Genomic DNA, 17956 nt, shown 5'->3' on the forward strand with positions numbered 1-17956 from the left:
ATCCTATTGAAATCACCTCCGGCGCGACACCCCGGTCCGCGTGTCGTCAGATCCAGCCGGCGTCCTGGGCGCGCTGGATCGCGTCCCACCGGCTCCGCCCGCCCGTCTTGCGCAACAGTGTCGACACGTGGTTCCGGACCGTGCCCGGGGCCAGGTGGAGCCGGGCGGCGATCTCCTTCGTGCGCAGCCCGCGGGCGGCGGCGGCAGCGACCTCCCGTTCCCGCTCGCTGAGCGGGTTCACCGCCGCGTCGAGCGCGGCCAGCGCGGTTATCGGATCGATCATCAGCTGCCCGTCGGCGATCGCGCGGAGCTGGTCGATCAGCTCGTCCGGCGGCACGTCCTTGGCGATGACCCCGCGCACCCGGGCACCGAGCGCCCGGCGCAGCACCCGCGCGGTGCGCCGGGCGGTCAGCACGACCACGGCACATTCCGGCAACCGGGCGTGTAGGCGCCGAGTCAGGGCCGAGGCGTCCCGCACCGCGTCGAGGTCGACCAGGGCCAGGTCGGGCCGCCCGGCGGCGACCGCCTCCGCGACGCCCTCCGCCGGGTCGCACTCTGCCGCCAGCTCGAAACCGGGTGTGCCGGCCAGGACCGCCGCCACGGCGGTACGCAGCAGCCCCGGTTCCCCGACCACCACGACCCGGACCGTCGCCCGCTCCCCGACGTCCGCCGCCCAGGGCGTTGTCTCGTCCAGTACGTCGTCCACCGGGTCACAGTGCCCCCGGAGCCGCCCACCCATGCGTCCTTGACGGATCGCGGCGGACTGACGTTCGCCCAGGCGATTGACGCGGAACCCGCGTCTACGTGCCGATCCGGCGTGGTTCGAGCCGGGTGGCCGCCGGCCCGGTGAGCTGCCAGAACTCCTTCGGCAGTTGGGAGACGAAGTCCCCGTACTCCTTCTCGCTGACTGCCGCACGCAGCGTGTCCAGCACCGCGCGCGCACCGTCCGTCGCCGCCTGAAGATCCACCGCAGCCCGTGCCTGGATCCGCTCGAAGAATTCGGCGAGCCCGAACGGTACGGGCTCATCGGCCGGTTCGGACACGTAGACCTTCAGCTCCTCAGGAAGCTGCGAGGCGAGATCTCGTGCCTGGCCGCCACTGATCCGCTCCGCCAACGCCTCCAGCGTGGCACGGGTGATGGGCTCGGCCTGTGACGGTAAGACACCAGGTCGCGCCGCCACCGCCTGGATGAACTCCGCGTGGTTCACCTCGGACCCCCTCTCGCACCGGACCGTGCGGGTACCCGCGAGCGGATGGCTGAAACGCCCCGCGCGGGGCCGCCCGCCACCAGCGCCGCATCGCGGGCGGGGAAGCCCTCAGACCGAGGCCCGCGCCGCCGCGACGATGGCGCTGACCCCGATCCCCGCCTGGTCCATCAGCTCGGTCGGCGTCCCGGAGGTGGGCAGCCCGCGTACCGCCAGGTGGGTCAGCCGGATCGGTTCGGCGAGGTCGGCCAGCGATTCGAGGACGGCCGACCCCAGGCCACCCTCGGGGTAGTGGTCCTCGACGACCACCAGCCGGCCGCCGGTGTCCCGGACGGCGGCGAGCAACCGCTCCCGGTCCAGCGGCTTGACCGAGTAGAGGTCGATGACCCGGGCGTTGATCCCGGCGGAGGCCAGCTCGTCGGCGGCGGCCAGGCAGTTGTGCACGGTCACCCCGGCCCCGATCAGCGCGACCCGGTCGTCGTCGCCGCCGCGCAGCAGCTTGCTGCCGCCCACCGGGAAGGGTTCGTCGTTGTCGTAGAGCACGGGGTGCGCGCCCCGGGTGGTGCGCAGGTAGTTGACGCCCTTGCGGTCGACCATCTGGGCGACGAGAGCGGCGCAGGAGACGGCGTCGCTGGGATAGAGCACCGTGGAACCCTGGACGGCGCGCATGGCCGCCAGGTCCTCCAACCCCATCTGGGAGGGACCGTCCGCCCCGATCTCCACGCCCGAGTGTGACCCGGACAGGGCGATGTCGGCCCGGGAGATGCCGGCCATCCGGACGAAGTCGTAGGCACGGGAGAAGAACGCCGCGAACGTCGAGGCGAAGGGCCGGTACCCGCGCACCTGCAACCCGACCGCCGCGGCGACCATCTGCTGCTCGGAGATGAACATCTCGAAGTAGCGGTCGGGGTAGGCGTCGGTGAACCTGTCGGCGCGGGTGGAGTCGCTGACCTCACCGTCGAGGACGACCACGTCCGGCCGGACGCCCACCGCGCGCAGCGCGTCCCCGTACGCGTTGCGGGTGGCGACCTTCGCGCCCCGGTCGTATTGCGGCAACTGGAGCGGCTGAGCGGCGGGGGCGCCGGTGGGCGGGGCTGGCTCGGGCTGCGGCCCGGTGACGCGGATCTGGCGTACCCCGCCGAGAGCGTTGATGGCCCGCTCGGCGAGATCGGGTTTCAGCGGCTTGCCGTGCCAGTCCGGCTTGTTCTCGATCTCGGGTACGCCCTTGCCCTTGACGGTACGGGCGATCACGACGGTGGGACCGGTCGCCTGCCGGGCGCGGCCGAGCGCGTCGTCGATCGCGGCCAGGTCGTGACCGTCGACGACGAGCGCCTGGCAGCCGAACGCCTCGACCCGCCGCCGGTAGGTGTCCAGATCCCACTCCAGCTCCGTCGGCCCCCGCTGCCCCAACCGGTTCACGTCGACCAGCACGGTGAGGTTGCGCAGCCCGTAGTGGCCGGCCTTGTCCAGCGCCTCCCAGACCGAGCCCTCGGCCGTCTCGCTGTCGCCGCAGAGCACCCACACGTGGTACGGCAGCTGATCGAGGTACCGGCCGGCCAGCGCGATACCGACGCCGACCGGCAGTCCCTGACCGAGCGAACCGGTGGCGACGTCGACCCAGGGCAACGCCGGGGTGGGATGCCCCTGCAGACGCGACCCGAACTGGCGGTAGGTGTCGACCAGCTCCTGGTCGCTGATCGCGCCCACCGCCTTGAAGACGGCGTACAGCAGCGGCGAGGCGTGGCCCTTGGAGAAGATCAGGTGGTCGTTGACGCGATTGCGCGGCTCCGTCCAGTCGTAGCGCACGTGCCGGGAGATCAGCACCGCCAGCAGGTCGGCGGCGGAGAGGCTGGACGTCGGATGCCCAGACCCGGCCCTGGTGCTGCACCGGATCGCGTCCACCCGCAGTTGGGCGGCGACCTCAGCCAGCTGGGTGAGCTGTTCCTCGCCGAGAGTGCGCTCTGCTTCCATCGTCACCGCTGTCGCCTCCAGCGATCGGCTCCTTCGGCCAGCCCCTCGACGCCGGGCCGTCCGGCCGATCGACCGGGCCGCTCGCCGCTGACCGGCTCCGCACCTACGGTAGCCAGGAAACCGGTTCGCCATCCGGTAACCACCGATATGCCGGCCTGAGTCCCGAAGCTCACCTCGCGACCAGGCGGCGCGGGGCCGCCGGGGTGTCCGCGCGCGCAACGCCGTTTGCCGTGGTGGTGCACGGGTAGATGCCGCCATCGGCCAAGAGGAAGGCTCCGAACGTGGACAGCAACGACTTCATCGGCATGGTGGCGAAGCGGGCGAACACGTCATCGGCGCGAGCGACCGCCCTCACCCGGGCCACGCTGCGGACCTTGGCGGAACGGATAGACGGGGGCGAGGCCCGTGACCTCGCCACCCAGCTTCCCGAGGACCTCAAGGCGTACGCGTTCGCCTCCAGCGAGACCGGCGAGCGGTTCGGGCTCGACGTCTTCGTGCAACGGGTCAGTGGACGCGCCGAGGTGGAGCCGGCGCTGGCCGAGATCGGCATGCGGGCGGTGTTCGACACCCTCCGCGAGGCCATCCCACCCGGCGACTACGACGACGTCGTGGCCCAACTCCCGGCGGAACTCGAACAGGTCGCCGACCCGGTGGCGCCCTTCGACGGGCGGCGCGGCCGCGGTTAGGTGTGGCCTCCGGCGCGCGCCCGCGGCACCGTCCGTGGCGGCGGCTCAGCCGTCCAGTCGGCGGACCATGTTCATAATGGTCTCCACCTGCGCGCCACCCTTGATCGGGTAGTTGGTCGCGCCGAGGTAGCCCCACCAGTCCCAACAGCCGTTCGGGTTGCTGGCACTCGCGCTCGCCTGCGGGTAGAGCACGATCAGGTTGTTGGTGTCGGCGTACTGGTTGAGGTTGGCCCGGTCCACGAAGGCGGTGCCGATCTTGCCGTACCCCTGGAGACAGCCGTGCAGGGCGACCAGCAGCCGGCACGACTGCCCGGCCGCGCAGGACGACGGCACGTAGGCGAAGCCGTTGTCGTCCATGCTCAGGCCGGGCGCCCAGCCGTTGACCGCGTGGGTGTTCTGGCTGAACCGGATGAGGGTGCCCCCGAGCGGTCCGGTGTTCGGCGCGGAGACGCTGCCCAGCAGCTTGCGCAGCAGGCTGTTCTGCGGGTCGGTCCCACAGCTGTTGAGGAACGGCGACGCGGTCGCCGTGCACCCCACCGTCCCGTACGGCGAGACCCAGGCGTGCCCGGCCGACGAGGCGCTGTCGTACTGCACGCTGGCGCCGAAGTGCTGGTAGTAGCGGACCAGGTCGTCGGTGACCGACTTCTTCACCGTGTTGTCGTTGTTGCCGTGGAAGACGTACACGGGATCGCCGGAGAGGTTGCTCACCGGGTCGACCCAGCCGTAGGACGCCCAGGTCCGGGTGTACGTCTGCAGGGCGGACAGGTTGGTCGGGTACTGGTTGTCGCCACAGCCGTAGATCGCCTGGGACACGTTGTTCTGCGCGCAGTAGTACGGCCCGGCGGCGAAGATCGCTGCGCCCCGGATCCGGGACGAGTAGGCGACGTGCAGTTGGGTGGCCATGTAGCCACCGGAGGAGACGCCGGCGACGTAGACGCCGGAGACGTTGTAGGCGCGCAGCGACCCGGAGACCGGGGCCTTGGTGGACGGGGTGGCGGCCTGGGCGGGGGCGGCGGTGGTCAGGATCAGCAGCAGGACGGCGGCGAGGACGGTGGTGGTGGCCTTCAGCGGTGTCTTCAAGACGCTCTCCTCGTCCGGGAGCGCCGGCGGTGGTGTCGGCGTGCGCAGACGCTAACGTGACATAGACCTCACTGGATATGAGCGGGGCCGACATGTCGCGCGGTGCCGAGGTGTGGCCCGCACCTGTCTTCGGGCCGCCGACCGGTCCTTGGCATGGTGGCGCCGGGACAGGGAGCCGGGCGGCGCGGCTCCGCTGAGCCGTCAGCGCAGGAACGCGGCGAGCGTCCGCACGAACGACTCCGGGTCGTCGAGCCAGGGGTAGTGCCCGCCGCCCGGGTGCACGGCCAGTTCGCCCTGCGGGAACAGGCCGGCGTACTCGGCGGCGCGCTTCGGGGGGAGCGCCACGTCGTACTCGCCGGTGAGGAGGAGGACCGGCGCCTCGAGGCGGGTCAGGGCGGACCTGGTGGCATCCGGGTCGAGGGCGCCGGCGGCGTAGTACCCGGCCGCCGCGTCCGGGTTCCTGCCGCCCTCCTCCCGGGCCAGGTGGGCCTGCCGGGCGGCATCCCACCGGCCGTGGGTGAACGGGGTGATCGCCGCCCAGTCCTCGGCGGTGGGCGCACCGGACCAGATCCGTTCGAAGGCGGCGAAGGCCTCCGGGAACCACGGTTCCCCGCGGCGCAGTTCGGCGAGCTCACGGCGATCCAGGTCGGTGATCTCCAGACCGACGGGACGGGGGCTCGGGTTGACCAGCGCGAGCCGGGCCACCCGGTCCGGGTGGCGGGCGGCGTACAGCACGGCGAGGCTGCCGCCGGCCGAGTGCCCGAGCAGGTCGATCCGGTCCCGGCCCAGGTGCACGCGCAGCGCCTCGACGTCGTCGACCAGCCGGTCGCACCGGTAGGTCGCCGGGTCCGCCGGCACGGCCGACTCCCCGGTCCCCCGCAGGTCGAGGCGGACTAGCGACCGGTGCGCCGACAGTCCACCCAGGTCACCGAGGTACGCCGAGGCCAGCATCGGACCGCCGGGCAGACAGATCAGCGGATCGCCCGCGCCGACCCGGTGGTACGCCAGCCGGGTGCCGTCAGCGGTGTCGAATGTGGCCATGCGGAGATCATATCCGCGGGCAGTCCGGTCCAATAGCGACAGATTCCGGGGGTGGGTATACCAATCAGGGCCACCCCTTGAAAGGGGTGGCCCTGATCGAATGGTTGTCCGGCGGTGTCCTACTCTCCCACACCCTCCCGAGTGCAGTACCATCGGCGCTGGAGGGCTTAGCTTCCGGGTTCGGAATGTTACCGGGCGTTTCCCCTCCGCCATGACCGCCGTAACTCTATCGACATGTCAAACAACTCGACCAGCAATTGCTGGGTGTTGTTCGTTTGTCGGGAGTTGCACAGTGGACGCGTAGCAGCTTTGTAGTCAAGTCCTCGGCCTATTAGTACCGGTCAACTGAACCCGTTACCGGGCTTACATTTCCGGCCTATCAACCCAGTCGTCTAGCTGGGGGCCTTACCCATCCAAAGGATGGTGGGATACCTCATCTTGAAGCGAGCTTCCCGCTTAGATGCTTTCAGCGGTTATCCCTTCCGAACGTAGCTAACCAGCCGTGCCCCTGGCGGGACAACTGGCACACCAGAGGTTCGTCCGTCCCGGTCCTCTCGTACTAGGGACAGCCCTTCTCAAGTATCCTACGCGCACGGCGGATAGGGACCGAACTGTCTCACGACGTTCTAAACCCAGCTCGCGTACCGCTTTAATGGGCGAACAGCCCAACCCTTGGGACCTGCTACAGCCCCAGGATGCGACGAGCCGACATCGAGGTGCCAAACCATCCCGTCGATATGGACTCTTGGGGAAGATCAGCCTGTTATCCCCGGGGTACCTTTTATCCGTTGAGCGACACCGCTTCCACTCGCAAGTGCCGGATCACTAGTCCCGACTTTCGTCCCTGCTCGACCTGTCAGTCTCACAGTCAAGCTCCCTTGTGTACTTGCACTCAACACCTGATTGCCAACCAGGCTGAGGGAACCTTTGGGCGCCTCCGTTACCCTTTAGGAGGCAACCGCCCCAGTTAAACTACCCACCAGACACTGTCCCTGAACCGGATAACGGTCCGAAGTTAGATACCCAAATCAACCAGAGTGGTATTTCAAGATTGCCTCCACCCATACTGGCGTATGGACTTCACCGGCTCCCACCTATCCTACACAAGCTAATTCGGATACCAATGTCAAGCTATAGTAAAGGTCCCGGGGTCTTTCCGTCCTGCCGCGCGTAACGAGCATCTTTACTCGTAATGCAATTTCGCCGGGCCTGTGGTTGAGACAGTGGGGAAGTCGTTACGCCATTCGTGCAGGTCGGAACTTACCCGACAAGGAATTTCGCTACCTTAGGATGGTTATAGTTACCACCGCCGTTTACTGGCGCTTAAGTTCTCCGCTTCGCCCCGAAGAGCTAACAGGTCCCCTTAACGTTCCAGCACCGGGCAGGCGTCAGTCCATATACATCGAATTACTTCTTCGCATGGACCTGTGTTTTTAGTAAACAGTCGCTTCCCCCTGCTCTCTGCGGCCATACAACGCTCCACCCGCGTGGGGCTTCACGTCTCCGGCCCCCCTTCTCCCTAAGTTACGGGGGCAATTTGCCGAGTTCCTTAACCACAGTTCGCCCGATCGCCTCGGTATTCTCTACCTGACCACCTGTGTCGGTTTGGGGTACGGGCCGCTAAGAACTCGCTAGAGGCTTTTCTCGGCAGCATAGGATCACTGACTTCACCTGAATCGGCTCGGCATCACGTCTCAGCCTTCATGCACCACGGATTTGCCTATGGTGCGGCCTACACGCTTACCCCGGCACAACCACCGGCCGGGCTCAGCTACCTTCCTGCGTCACCCCATCGCTTGACTACTACCCGCCAGGTTCCCACGCTCACCAACATTGACCCGAAGGTCGCCGCCGGTTTGGGTGGTTAGCACAGCGAGGTTCGTCAGGGTCGCTCTTTCGCGGGTACGGGAATATCAACCCGTTGTCCATCGACTACGCCTCTCGGCCTCGCCTTAGGTCCCGACTCACCCAGGGCGGATTAGCCTGGCCCTGGAACCCTTGGTCATCCGGCGGAAGGGTTTCTCACCCTTCTTTCGCTACTCATGCCTGCATTCTCACTCGTGCCGCGTCCACAACTGGGTCACCCCGTTGCTTCACCCGCGGCACGACGCTCCCCTACCCATCCACACACCTGCACAAGGAATCAAGTCCAAGCGAGGTTGAAATGTGAATGCCACAGCTTCGGCGGTGTGCTTGAGCCCCGCTACATTGTCGGCGCGGAACCACTTGACCAGTGAGCTATTACGCACTCTTTAAAGGGTGGCTGCTTCTAAGCCAACCTCCTGGTTGTCTATGCGACCCCACATCCTTTTCCACTTAGCACACGCTTAGGGGCCTTAGCTGGTGATCTGGGCTGTTTCCCTCTCGACTACGAAGCTTATCCCCCGCAGTCTCACTGCCGCGCTCTCACTTACCGGCATTCGGAGTTTGGCTGATTTCGGTAAGCTTGTGGGCCCCCTAGACCATCCAGTGCTCTACCTCCGGCAAGAAACACGCGACGCTGCACCTAAATGCATTTCGGGGAGAACCAGCTATCACGGAGTTTGATTGGCCTTTCACCCCTAACCACAGGTCATCCCCCAACTTTTCAACGTTGGTGGGTTCGGCCCTCCACGCGGTCTTACCCGCGCTTCAGCCTGCCCATGGCTAGATCACTCCGCTTCGGGTCTAGAGCATGCGACTGAATCGCCCTATTCAGACTCGCTTTCGCTACGGCTCCCCCACACGGGTTAACCTCGCCACATGCCACTAACTCGCAGGCTCATTCTTCAAAAGGCACGCCGTCACCCCGCAAGGCTCCGACGGATTGTAGGCGAACGGTTTCAGGTACTATTTCACTCCCCTCCCGGGGTACTTTTCACCATTCCCTCACGGTACTCGTCCGCTATCGGTCACCAGGAAGTATTTAGGCTTACCAGGTGGTCCTGGCAGATTCACGGCAGATTTCAGGGGTCCGCCGCTACTCGGGAACACCCACAGAAGGTCAGCAACTTTCACGTACCGGACTATCACCGTCTACGGTTGGCTTTTCCACACCATTCGGCTAGCCACTGACTTTGTAACTCCTCGAGTGCATGTCAGTACACTCAGTAGGGTCCCACAACCCCGACCACGCAACCCCTGACAGGTATCACACGCAGCCGGTTTAGCCTCGATCCGCTTTCGCTCGCCACTACTCACGGAATCACTAAATTTGTTTTCTCTTCCTACGGGTACTGAGATGTTTCACTTCCCCGCGTTCCCTCCATACACCCTATGTGTTCAGGTGCAGGTGACACCACATGACTGGTGCCGGGTTTCCCCATTCGGACACCCTGGGATCACAGCTTGGTTGACAGCTCCCCCAGGCCTATCGCGGCCTCCCACGTCCTTCATCGGCTCCTGGTGCCAAGGCATCCACCGTTCGCCCTTGACAACTTGACCACAAAGATGCTCGCGTCCACTGTGCAATTCTCAACAAACGACCAACCCACAACCCGATCCGCCCCACACCTCGATCCCACAGGGATCCCGTTTGCAGGGCCAGGTCATGCCTGGCAACCGTCCCCCACCACAGGTGGGGTCATGGTTCTGAAAGACAACCGATGGTTGTTCTTTCAGGACCCAACAGGGTGCTTTGCGTTCCTCCTCAGCCGCACCAGGACTCCGTTCCCACCACCCGAGGGTGGCTGTACTAGGTGATCCCGGCCGTTGCCGAGCACGAACTCGCCAGTGTCTCCGCCATTGAGCACCCCACCATCGCATTCGGATGGCGCGGGCTCCTTGCACCCTTTCGGGTGAAGGTGCTCCTTAGAAAGGAGGTGATCCAGCCGCACCTTCCGGTACGGCTACCTTGTTACGACTTCGTCCCAATCGCCAGCCCCACCTTCGACGGCTCCCTCCCACAAGGGGTTGGGCCACCGGCTTCGGGTGTTGCCGACTTTCGTGACGTGACGGGCGGTGTGTACAAGGCCCGGGAACGTATTCACCGCAGCGTTGCTGATCTGCGATTACTAGCGACTCCGACTTCACGGGGTCGAGTTGCAGACCCCGATCCGAACTGAGACCGGCTTTTTGGGATTCGCTCCACCTCACGGTATCGCAGCCCATTGTACCGGCCATTGTAGCATGCGTGAAGCCCTGGACATAAGGGGCATGATGACTTGACGTCATCCCCACCTTCCTCCGAGTTGACCCCGGCAGTCTTCGATGAGTCCCCGCCATAACGCGCTGGCAACATCGAACGAGGGTTGCGCTCGTTGCGGGACTTAACCCAACATCTCACGACACGAGCTGACGACAGCCATGCACCACCTGTGACCGCCCCCGAAGGACCTCACATCTCTGTGAGTTTTGCGGCCATGTCAAACCCAGGTAAGGTTCTTCGCGTTGCATCGAATTAATCCGCATGCTCCGCCGCTTGTGCGGGCCCCCGTCAATTCCTTTGAGTTTTAGCCTTGCGGCCGTACTCCCCAGGCGGGGCGCTTAATGCGTTAGCTGCGGCACAGGGAACCGGAGAGGCCCCCCACACCTAGCGCCCAACGTTTACAGCGTGGACTACCAGGGTATCTAATCCTGTTCGCTCCCCACGCTTTCGCTCCTCAGCGTCAGTATCGGCCCAGAGACCCGCCTTCGCCACCGGTGTTCCTCCTGATATCTGCGCATTTCACCGCTACACCAGGAATTCCAGTCTCCCCTACCGAACTCTAGCCTGCCCGTATCGACCGCAGGCTTGGGGTTGAGCCCCAAGTTTTCACGGTCGACGCGACAAGCCGCCTACGAGCTCTTTACGCCCAATAAATCCGGACAACGCTCGCGCCCTACGTCTTACCGCGGCTGCTGGCACGTAGTTGGCCGGCGCTTCTTCTGCAGGTACCGTCACTTACGCTTCGTCCCTGCTGAAAGAGGTTTACAACCCGAAGGCCGTCATCCCTCACGCGGCGTCGCTGCATCAGGCTTCCGCCCATTGTGCAATATTCCCCACTGCTGCCTCCCGTAGGAGTCTGGGCCGTGTCTCAGTCCCAGTGTGGCCGGTCGCCCTCTCAGGCCGGCTACCCGTCGTCGCCTTGGTAGGCCATCACCCCACCAACAAGCTGATAGGCCGCGAGCCCATCCCAGGCCGAAAAACTTTCCACCCAGCCTCATGCGAGGCCAGGTCATATTCGGTATTAGCCCCGGTTTCCCGGGGTTATCCCAAAGCCTAGGGCAGGTTGCTCACGTGTTACTCACCCGTTCGCCGCTCGAGTACCCCGAAGGGCCTTTCCGCTCGACTTGCATGTGTTAAGCACGCCGCCAGCGTTCGTCCTGAGCCAGGATCAAACTCTCCAACAAAAACTTGTTGAAAACATGTCCTGACAACAAAAGTGTTGCCAAAGGAATCCCAACCAGCCAGACACAAAGCCTGACCAGTCCGGGGTATAAATCATAATTGGCACTGGCTTTTCAAGCACCCTGTTGAGTTCTCAAAGAACAACCACACACCGCCCGGAAACCCCCCGAAGAGGACCCCCGACCCGGGGCATTTTCGCTCTATCGTGACCGTCGCTTTCCGCGCCGGGCACTTTTACTACGTTACCCGCTGATATCCGCCGTGTCAAACCGCTCTGTCGCGATCCGCACCACTTCCACCACAATTACGGGCACCACAAAACCACCGGCTCTCACCGCTGTCCTCATGGCTTCCGACAGGCCGGCCGCTACGGTTTCCCGCACGCTCGCCCGGTTCCCTACCGGCGATGAACCATACCCGGTCGGTTCCGCCCCACCAAATCGACCCTCAGGCCGATCCGGGGCACCGCCCGGTCCCGGTTTCCGAGGAGTACCACCCCCAGAACCGGAAGCTCATTCCCGCGCCCGGCCTACCAGGTCTTTCGCCTGTTTCGTCCGTTCCGCGCTGGCAGAGAGAAAGCTACGCGGGCCGCGAGTTGATCGTCAAATTGGCGGCGTGCGTCCCCCGTCACATCGGCGCCGTCAGCCGTTTCCGCCGCTCCCCCGATCCCGGACGGGCCGGTCACCCAGAAACCAGGCCCTGCCCTTGCGACCTGAAGACGGCTCAGTCGAGGCCGAGGCCGCGTCGGCCGGTGGAGTTGAGGCTCTCGGCCGGGAAGCGGTCGGGCCAGCTGCGCTCGTAGTGCTCCTCGGGAAAGTCGGCGGGGCTGGACCCGGTGTGGAAGGCCTCCCGGACGCTGGCCGCATATCGCTCGTTGCGCGGGCACCAGGGGGCGGCGGGGATGTACATGACGTTGCCCCAGCCCTGCTGGTTCTGCACCGGCGCCACGCTGTGGATCATGTCGCAGTGCCACCAGACGGAGTCGCCGGCCCGGACGTCGGGGATGCCGACGAGAGCGCGCATCAGCAGCGGGTGCCAGGTCTGGTTGGCGGGGAAGACCTGGTTGACCGTCACCCCACACATGTCGTCCTCGGGCACGTCGGCCAGCAGCGGCCGGAGCATCAGGTACGCCATGGCCTCGGGGATCGGCACCGTGTGCAGCACCCCCTGGTCGTGGTCCATGTCGGACAGGGCGGTCCAGCCCTGGAAGGTGCGGAAGGCGGAGCACATGGTGGTGCCCGGGTACTGCGGTCCGGCGGTGCGGTAGGCGGCGTCCCAGGGGTCGTACCGCTCGACGGTGCCGTCGAAGAGGTGGCGGAAGGTCTGCTGGTAGGCCTCGGTCATCCACAGGTCGAGGGTGCCGGGGTCGAGGTGGGTGCCGAGGCCCTGGGAGTCCGCGCCCGGCGGCCGGCGGCGGATCCGGTCGGGGTAGAGCGAGTCGCGCTCCGGGTCGAACCACCGCACGCCCTCGGACTCGTGCTTCCACTGGCTGTTGAGGAACGCCTGCACCCGGGCCATCCGGTCGCTCTGGCGGGCCTGCATCTGCGCCGGCGACCAGTAGATCGGGTAGATCTCGGGCTTGGAACCCACGCTGCCGAAGAAGTCGTCGCCGGGGCCGCGGTAGGCGTCGAAGAAGCCGTTGCCCGCCACGTAGTCGACGATGTCGCGGTCCCAGCCGAGGGCCTGCTCCCGCTCGAAGTGGCCGCGCACGACGAGGCAGCCGCGCCGGCGCACCGCCCGCAGGGTCTCGGTCGACACCGTGCCGGCCTCGATGTCGGCGTACTCGATGACCGGCCAGACCAGCTCGCCGCGCTCACGCGCCGCGACGATCTCGTCGACCTCCGCCTGGATCCGCTGCTCGACGACGGCGAACACCTCCTCGACGGTCCGGCCGGAGGCCTCGATGCGGGCGCGCAGCGCCGCCTTGATCTCCCGGATGGCGCCGGGCAGATCGGTCGGGGTCGACTCCCAGTGCGGCAGCGGCGGGAGCGGGGCGGTGGTGAGGGCGGGCGGGGCGGTCATGGCAGGACTCCTTCTAGTTAAGGCTCCTTCTTTGAAACGACTGTAGGTCGCGGGACACTTTCTAGGCAAGACTCCTGACTAGAATCGTGCCGTGACCGCCGCCAAGCCCTCGCTGGAGCTGCTCCGCTCGCTGACCGACGAGCACGTACTCCGCGAGTTGATGCAGGCCAGGCGCCTGACCCGGGCCGACCTGGCGGCCCGCAGCGGCCTGTCCAAGCCGACGGTGGGCGAGAGCGTGCGCCGGCTGACCGAGGCGGGACTGGTCGTGGACACGGGAGAACGGACCCCGGGGGGACGCGGCCGGGGGCGCGTCGGCTCGTACTACGCGCTCGCCGACACGGTCGGCACCGCCCTGGTGATCGGCATCGCGCCCGACGGGGTGGTGGCCGAGTGCGTCGACGCCTACGGAGACACCCTGGCCCGGACGCACCACGAGATCAGCCGCCCGGCCCGGCCCGAGCAGGTCACGGCCGCCCTGCGCACCGCCGCCACGCAGGCCCAGCGGAGCACGGGACCGGCCACCCGACTGGCGGTCGTCAGCGCCGCCGACCCGGTGCAGCGCACCACCGGCCGGCTGATCCGGCTGCCCGACGCGCCGTTCCTGCTCGGCGAACTGGACCCGGTCGACGTGCTCGCGCCGCAGGTCCAGGGGCCGGTCGTCGTCGACAACGACGTCAACTGGGCGGCCCAGGCCGAGCGCGACACCGATCCGACCAGCCTCACCGACTTCGCGTACCTCTTCCTCGGCGAGGGACTGGGCTGCGCGGTGGTCAGCGACGGCCAGGTACGCCGAGGACACGGCGGCCTCGCCGGCGAGATCGCGCACCTGATCACCATCGGCCCGGACGGTCGGGCGGCCCGGTTCATCGAGGTGTTCGGTGATCTGGGGCTGCGCCGGCCCGGCAGCACGGCGATCGACGTCGACCGGCTCCGCCAGCAGGTTGACGCGTCGTCCGCCTCCCGCGAGGCGATCGGAGCGGCGGTGAGCGGCGTCCTCGCCGCCATCGTCGCGCTCACCGACCCGCAGGTGGTCGTCCTCGGCGGGCCGTGGGGCCCGGCGCTCCTCGACGCCGTCACCGCCGCCTTCGGCCGGCTGCCCCGACACGTCGACCTCCGCGCGGCCCGACTGACCCGGGAACCGTCCCTGACCGGCGCGCGCAACGACGCCCTGGCCCGCCTCCGCTCGGCCATCGTCGCGGCCCCTCGGCGAACACCCGCCTGACCCGACCGCCGAACCAGCACCCCGACCCCGCCCAAGGGACGAGCACCGTCGCCGACCGGACGACACTCCGACCGGGGCATCGCACTGCCGGCGCGGGAGCCACCCGCACCGGAGGCCGTGCCGCCGCGGGGCCACCGGCGGAACAGGGGCCCCTCACCGCGTCCCGATCACCGGGGCGGGCCTATTGTGCGGGGCCGGACGACGGTAGCGTTGCGCCACATCATGGCCCGTGGGCGTCCATCCGCGTGGCGTTCACACAGTACGGAGGGTGCGGCATGTCCAACGGCGAGGAGCCGTTCGCGCTGCGTGACGACGCGGCCGGACGGCCGCATTTCGAGACCGCCCTGCGCGGGTACGACAAGCGGCAGGTGGACCGGCACATCGAGCAGACCGACGGTCAGCTCGCGACGCTGTCGACCGAGCGGGACCAGGCGGCGAGCCAGGTGCACGGCCTCACCACGCACATCCAGCGCCTCCAGGCGGAGCTGACCGAGCTGCGGCAGCGCCCCGCCCAGGTGGACCGGGCGTCCTTCCGCGACCTGGGCCCGATGGTGGACCAGATCCTGGCGCTGGCCGAGAAGCAGGCCGGGATGATCACCGACACCGCGACGCAGCGGGCGACCAGCCTGCAGTCCGAGGCCGAGAAGGTGCTGACCGAGGCGCGGGAGCGGACCGTCCAGGCGCTGCGGGACCTCGACGAGGAACTGTCCGCGCGCCGGGCCGAGCAGGACAAGGTGTACGAGGAGCGCCGGTCGGCGGCCGAGCGGGAGCTGGCCGAGATCCACGAGCGGGCCGAGAAGCTGCGGGCGGAGGGTGAGGCCGCGCACGAGCGCGCCCAGCAGGAGGCGAAGCGGATCAGCGAGCAGACCGCCAAGCAGATCACCCAGACCCGTACGGCGGCGGAGGCGCTGACCAAGGCGGCTCGTACCCAGATCCAGCAGGAGATCCAGGCGGCGCGGGCGCAGAGCCAGCAGGAGCTGGCCCAGTGGCAGGCCACCGCCGAGAAGGAGATCGCCGAGCGGCGGGCCGCCGCCGAGCAGGAGCTGGCCGAGCACCGGGCGGCGGCCGAGCAGGAGCTGACCAACCAGCACAGCGCCGCGGAGCAGCAGATCCAGGCGCTGATTGCCGAGGCGCAGCAGTACGCCACCGAGGTGCGCCAGCGCGCCGACGAGCAGATGGCCGCGCAGCAGGAGCAGCTCACGGCGGTGCAGGAGGAGACCGCGGAGCGGCAGCAGGCGCTGGCGCAGGTGAGCGAGGAGTTGGAGACCGCCCGGCAGCAGCTCGCCGAGATCCAGCAGGAGGGCGACACCACCGAGCGGGACCTGGTGCAGACGCAGCGCCGGCTGGAGGAGACCCGCCGGAGCCTGGTCGCCGAGACCCGGCGGCTGGAGGAGGCGCGGCAGGCGGCCGAGTCGGTCGAGCGGCACGCCAAGGACGTCCGGGCGCGGGTGCAGCGGGAGGCCAAGCGGGTGGCGGACCTGGCGGCCGCCGCGGTGATGGCGGCCGCGGCCGGTGGCGGGGAGACCGCCGAGTACCCGATGCTGGCCGTCCGCCCCGGCGGGGAGCGGCCGACGAACGGGACGCCGGAGGAGCCGGAGACCGAGCAGCCGGCCGCCGAACCGCCGGTGGCGGTGCGGCCGGCGGCCGAGCGGCCGGCCCCCGAGCCGTACGTGCCGCCGGCGGCGCACCGGCCCGAGGTGGTCCCGAGCAGCTGAGCGGCGGCGGAGTGGCCGCGGGCGGTGCCGGGGGCACCGCCGGCGGTCGCTCCGGTCAGGGCAGGACGACGTTCTTGCCCCGGGCGTGGCCGCCGCGCAGGTGCCGGATCGCGTCGGCCGCCTCGGCCAGCGGCCAGCTCCGGTCGAGGACGGGCCGGAGCCGGCCGGCGTCGACCAGCGCGGTGAGGGCGTCGAGGTTCTCGCTGCTCTCCTTGGCCACCAGGGGGACCAGCCGCTGGCCGACCAGCGGGGAGAGCAGCAGCGCGCGCAGCTGCCGGTCGAAGCCCTGCAGCAGCTTGCCGGTGGCGGCCTCGCCGCCGACGAGGACCAGCGTGCCGGTCGGGGTGAGCGCGCGGCGCAGGTGGGTCAGGGTGCGGTTGCCGGCGGTGTCGACGATGACGTCGTATGTCACGCCCCGGTCGGTGATGTCCTCGCGGGTGTGGTCGATGACGTCGATCGCGCCGAGGGACGTCACGAGGTCGGGTTTGGTGGGTCCGCAGACGCCGGTGACGTGGGCGCCGGCCGCCGTGGCGAGCTGGACGGCGTACGAGCCGACGCCGCCGCCGGCGCCGATGACGAGCACCCGCTGGTCGGGGCGGACCGTCGCGGCGTCCCGGACGGCGGTGAGCGCCGTCTGGCCGGAGACCGGGATGGCGGCGGCCTCGGCGAAGGTGAGCGCGGCGGGCTTGCGGGCGAGCTTGTGCTGCGGCGCGAGGGCGTACTCGGCGTAGCTGCCGGCGCCGGTGCCGTAGACCTCGTCGCCGGGGGCGAAGCGGGTGACGTGGCGGCCGACGGCTTCGACGACGCCGGCGAGGTCCATGCCGGGGACGCGGTGGCGGGGGCGGCGCAGCCCGTAGCCGAGGCGGACCGGGTACGGCAGGCCGGTCATCAGGTGCCAGACGCCGGGGTCGACGCCGGCGGCGTGGACCCGGACGAGCACGTCGTCGTCGCCGACCCGGGGCGGGTCGATGTCCCGCAGTTCCCACACGTCGGCGGAGCCGTAGCGGTCCTGGACGATGGCTTTCATGAGCCCTCCCGGGGGTACTGGAACACGTCGGTGACGGGGACGTCGAACACGGCGGCGATCTGGAAGGCCATCTCCAGCGACGGCGAGTAGCGGCCCTGTTCGATGGCGATGACGGTCTGCCGGGTCACGCCGACGCGGCGGGCCAGTTCGGCCTGGGTCAGGTCGCCGTGCGCGGCGCGCAGGGCGCGGATGGAGTTGGTGATTCGGGTCGGTCTCACCACGACTGGAAGCCCCGCCGGTAGGCGACGATCTTGGCGGTGGAGCCGACCACGGCGGAGAGCACGAAGCACAGGTAGATGACGTTGGCGATCCAGAAGTGGTCCCAGCGGGCCAGCGCCATGCCGAGCGCGGCGACCGCGCCGACGACGACGAACGACTGGCCGATGTGCTCGCCGGTGCGGTGGATCTCCCGGTCGCGCTGGTCGGACTGGTTGGCGCCCTCGGGCGAGACGGTCGAGATGACGATGTGCGCGACGATCGACGCCGCGATCGCGCCGGCGACGGTCCAGAGCAGGGCGCCGGCGTACGGCACGTCGGCCAGCGGCCGGCCGTCGGCGCGGCCGAGGACGACGGCGGCGTACGTGGCGTAGCCGACGACCGCTACCACGGCCATCATCCAGGCGCGTTTCTCTTCGAACGCCACGGGCCCTCCCGGGTGTGTAAAGAATTCTTGACACCC

General features: G+C 68.1%; 12 protein-coding genes and 3 rRNA genes. 3 read left to right on the forward strand and 12 right to left on the reverse strand.

Features of this window, described 5'->3' with window-relative positions; translation table 11 throughout:
- Positions 1-46 precede the first annotated feature (46 nt).
- The 3 genes from ACTWM8_RS16745 to ACTWM8_RS16755 all read right to left on the reverse strand — a co-directional run bounded on the left by ACTWM8_RS16745 (position 47) and on the right by ACTWM8_RS16755 (position 3176).
- A complete protein-coding gene (locus tag ACTWM8_RS16745) occupies positions 47-706 on the reverse strand; it encodes a LuxR C-terminal-related transcriptional regulator (protein WP_446209844.1) in 660 nt (219 codons plus the stop codon).
- Between the two features lie 94 nt (positions 707-800).
- Entirely contained in the window at positions 801-1208 is a 408-nt protein-coding gene (locus ACTWM8_RS16750) for a DUF2267 domain-containing protein (protein WP_446209845.1), read from the reverse strand.
- Positions 1209-1316: 108 nt separating this feature from the next.
- Positions 1317-3176, reverse strand: coding sequence for a transketolase (locus tag ACTWM8_RS16755; protein WP_446214577.1), 1860 nt, complete (start codon positions 3174-3176; stop codon positions 1317-1319).
- A gap of 281 nt (positions 3177-3457) precedes the next feature.
- On the opposite strand from ACTWM8_RS16755, the gene ACTWM8_RS16760 reads away from it, so the two are divergent.
- On the forward strand, positions 3458-3862 hold the full coding sequence (locus tag ACTWM8_RS16760) for a DUF2267 domain-containing protein (RefSeq protein WP_446209846.1): 405 nt from the start codon (positions 3458-3460) through the stop codon (positions 3860-3862).
- A gap of 45 nt (positions 3863-3907) precedes the next feature.
- On the opposite strand, the gene ACTWM8_RS16765 is transcribed toward ACTWM8_RS16760, so the two are convergent.
- From ACTWM8_RS16765 to ACTWM8_RS16790, 6 genes are all read right to left on the reverse strand, one after another.
- On the reverse strand, positions 3908-4942 hold the full coding sequence (locus tag ACTWM8_RS16765; protein WP_446209847.1) for an extracellular catalytic domain type 2 short-chain-length polyhydroxyalkanoate depolymerase: 1035 nt from the start codon (positions 4940-4942) through the stop codon (positions 3908-3910).
- A gap of 201 nt (positions 4943-5143) precedes the next feature.
- Positions 5144-5983, reverse strand: coding sequence for an alpha/beta fold hydrolase (locus tag ACTWM8_RS16770; RefSeq protein ID WP_446209848.1), 840 nt, complete (start codon positions 5981-5983; stop codon positions 5144-5146).
- A gap of 106 nt (positions 5984-6089) precedes the next feature.
- Positions 6090-6206 (reverse strand): 5S ribosomal RNA (gene rrf, locus ACTWM8_RS16775).
- Between the two features lie 88 nt (positions 6207-6294).
- Positions 6295-9406, reverse strand: a 23S ribosomal RNA gene (locus ACTWM8_RS16780).
- 370 nt (positions 9407-9776) lie between these two features.
- Positions 9777-11293 (reverse strand): 16S ribosomal RNA (locus ACTWM8_RS16785).
- Together the 16S, 23S and 5S rRNA genes form the textbook arrangement of a ribosomal RNA operon.
- A gap of 721 nt (positions 11294-12014) precedes the next feature.
- A complete protein-coding gene (locus ACTWM8_RS16790; protein WP_446209849.1) occupies positions 12015-13313 on the reverse strand; it encodes a DUF1479 domain-containing protein in 1299 nt (432 codons plus the stop codon).
- Between the two features lie 91 nt (positions 13314-13404).
- Between ACTWM8_RS16790 and ACTWM8_RS16795 the strand changes: the two genes are divergently transcribed.
- Together ACTWM8_RS16795 and ACTWM8_RS16800 are read left to right on the forward strand one after the other, a co-directional pair.
- On the forward strand, positions 13405-14535 hold the full coding sequence (locus ACTWM8_RS16795; protein ID WP_446209850.1) for an ROK family transcriptional regulator: 1131 nt from the start codon (positions 13405-13407) through the stop codon (positions 14533-14535).
- A gap of 275 nt (positions 14536-14810) precedes the next feature.
- Positions 14811-16250: a hypothetical protein gene (locus ACTWM8_RS16800; protein ID WP_446209851.1), complete on the forward strand. Its 1440-nt coding sequence runs from the start codon at positions 14811-14813 to the stop codon at positions 16248-16250.
- Between the two features lie 55 nt (positions 16251-16305).
- On the opposite strand, the gene ACTWM8_RS16805 is transcribed toward ACTWM8_RS16800, so the two are convergent.
- From ACTWM8_RS16805 to ACTWM8_RS16815, 3 genes are read right to left on the reverse strand one after another with little or no spacing between them, the layout of a single operon-like run.
- The gene (locus tag ACTWM8_RS16805) at positions 16306-17277 is read right to left on the reverse strand and encodes an NAD(P)-dependent alcohol dehydrogenase (protein ID WP_446209852.1); all 972 of its coding nucleotides are present in this window, start codon (positions 17275-17277) and stop codon (positions 16306-16308) included.
- Positions 17274-17498 carry a helix-turn-helix transcriptional regulator gene (locus tag ACTWM8_RS16810; protein ID WP_446209853.1) on the reverse strand — a complete coding sequence of 75 codons (225 nt, stop codon included), beginning with the start codon at positions 17496-17498 and terminating at the stop codon, positions 17274-17276. The genes ACTWM8_RS16805 and ACTWM8_RS16810 overlap by 4 nt, the downstream gene beginning before the upstream one ends.
- On the reverse strand, positions 17492-17920 hold the full coding sequence (locus ACTWM8_RS16815) for a hypothetical protein (RefSeq protein ID WP_446209854.1): 429 nt from the start codon (positions 17918-17920) through the stop codon (positions 17492-17494). The genes ACTWM8_RS16810 and ACTWM8_RS16815 overlap by 7 nt, the downstream gene beginning before the upstream one ends.
- Between the last annotated feature and the right edge of the window lie 36 nt (positions 17921-17956).

The sequence above is a fragment of the Micromonospora sp. IBSANI012 genome (assembly GCF_052814045.1).

What these genes read in the sequence shown, in the direction of transcription:
- ACTWM8_RS16755 (WP_446214577.1), bottom strand. Translation starts at nt 3,176, where the DNA reads ATGGAAGCAGAGCGCACTCTCGGCGAGGAACAGCTCACCCAGCTGGCT.
- ACTWM8_RS16770 (WP_446209848.1), bottom strand. Translation starts at nt 5,983, where the DNA reads ATGGCCACATTCGACACCGCTGACGGCACCCGGCTGGCGTACCACCGG.
- ACTWM8_RS16790 (WP_446209849.1), bottom strand. Translation starts at nt 13,313, where the DNA reads ATGACCGCCCCGCCCGCCCTCACCACCGCCCCGCTCCCGCCGCTGCCG.
- ACTWM8_RS16800 (WP_446209851.1), top strand. Translation starts at nt 14,811, where the DNA reads ATGTCCAACGGCGAGGAGCCGTTCGCGCTGCGTGACGACGCGGCCGGA.
- ACTWM8_RS16805 (WP_446209852.1), bottom strand. Translation starts at nt 17,277, where the DNA reads ATGAAAGCCATCGTCCAGGACCGCTACGGCTCCGCCGACGTGTGGGAA.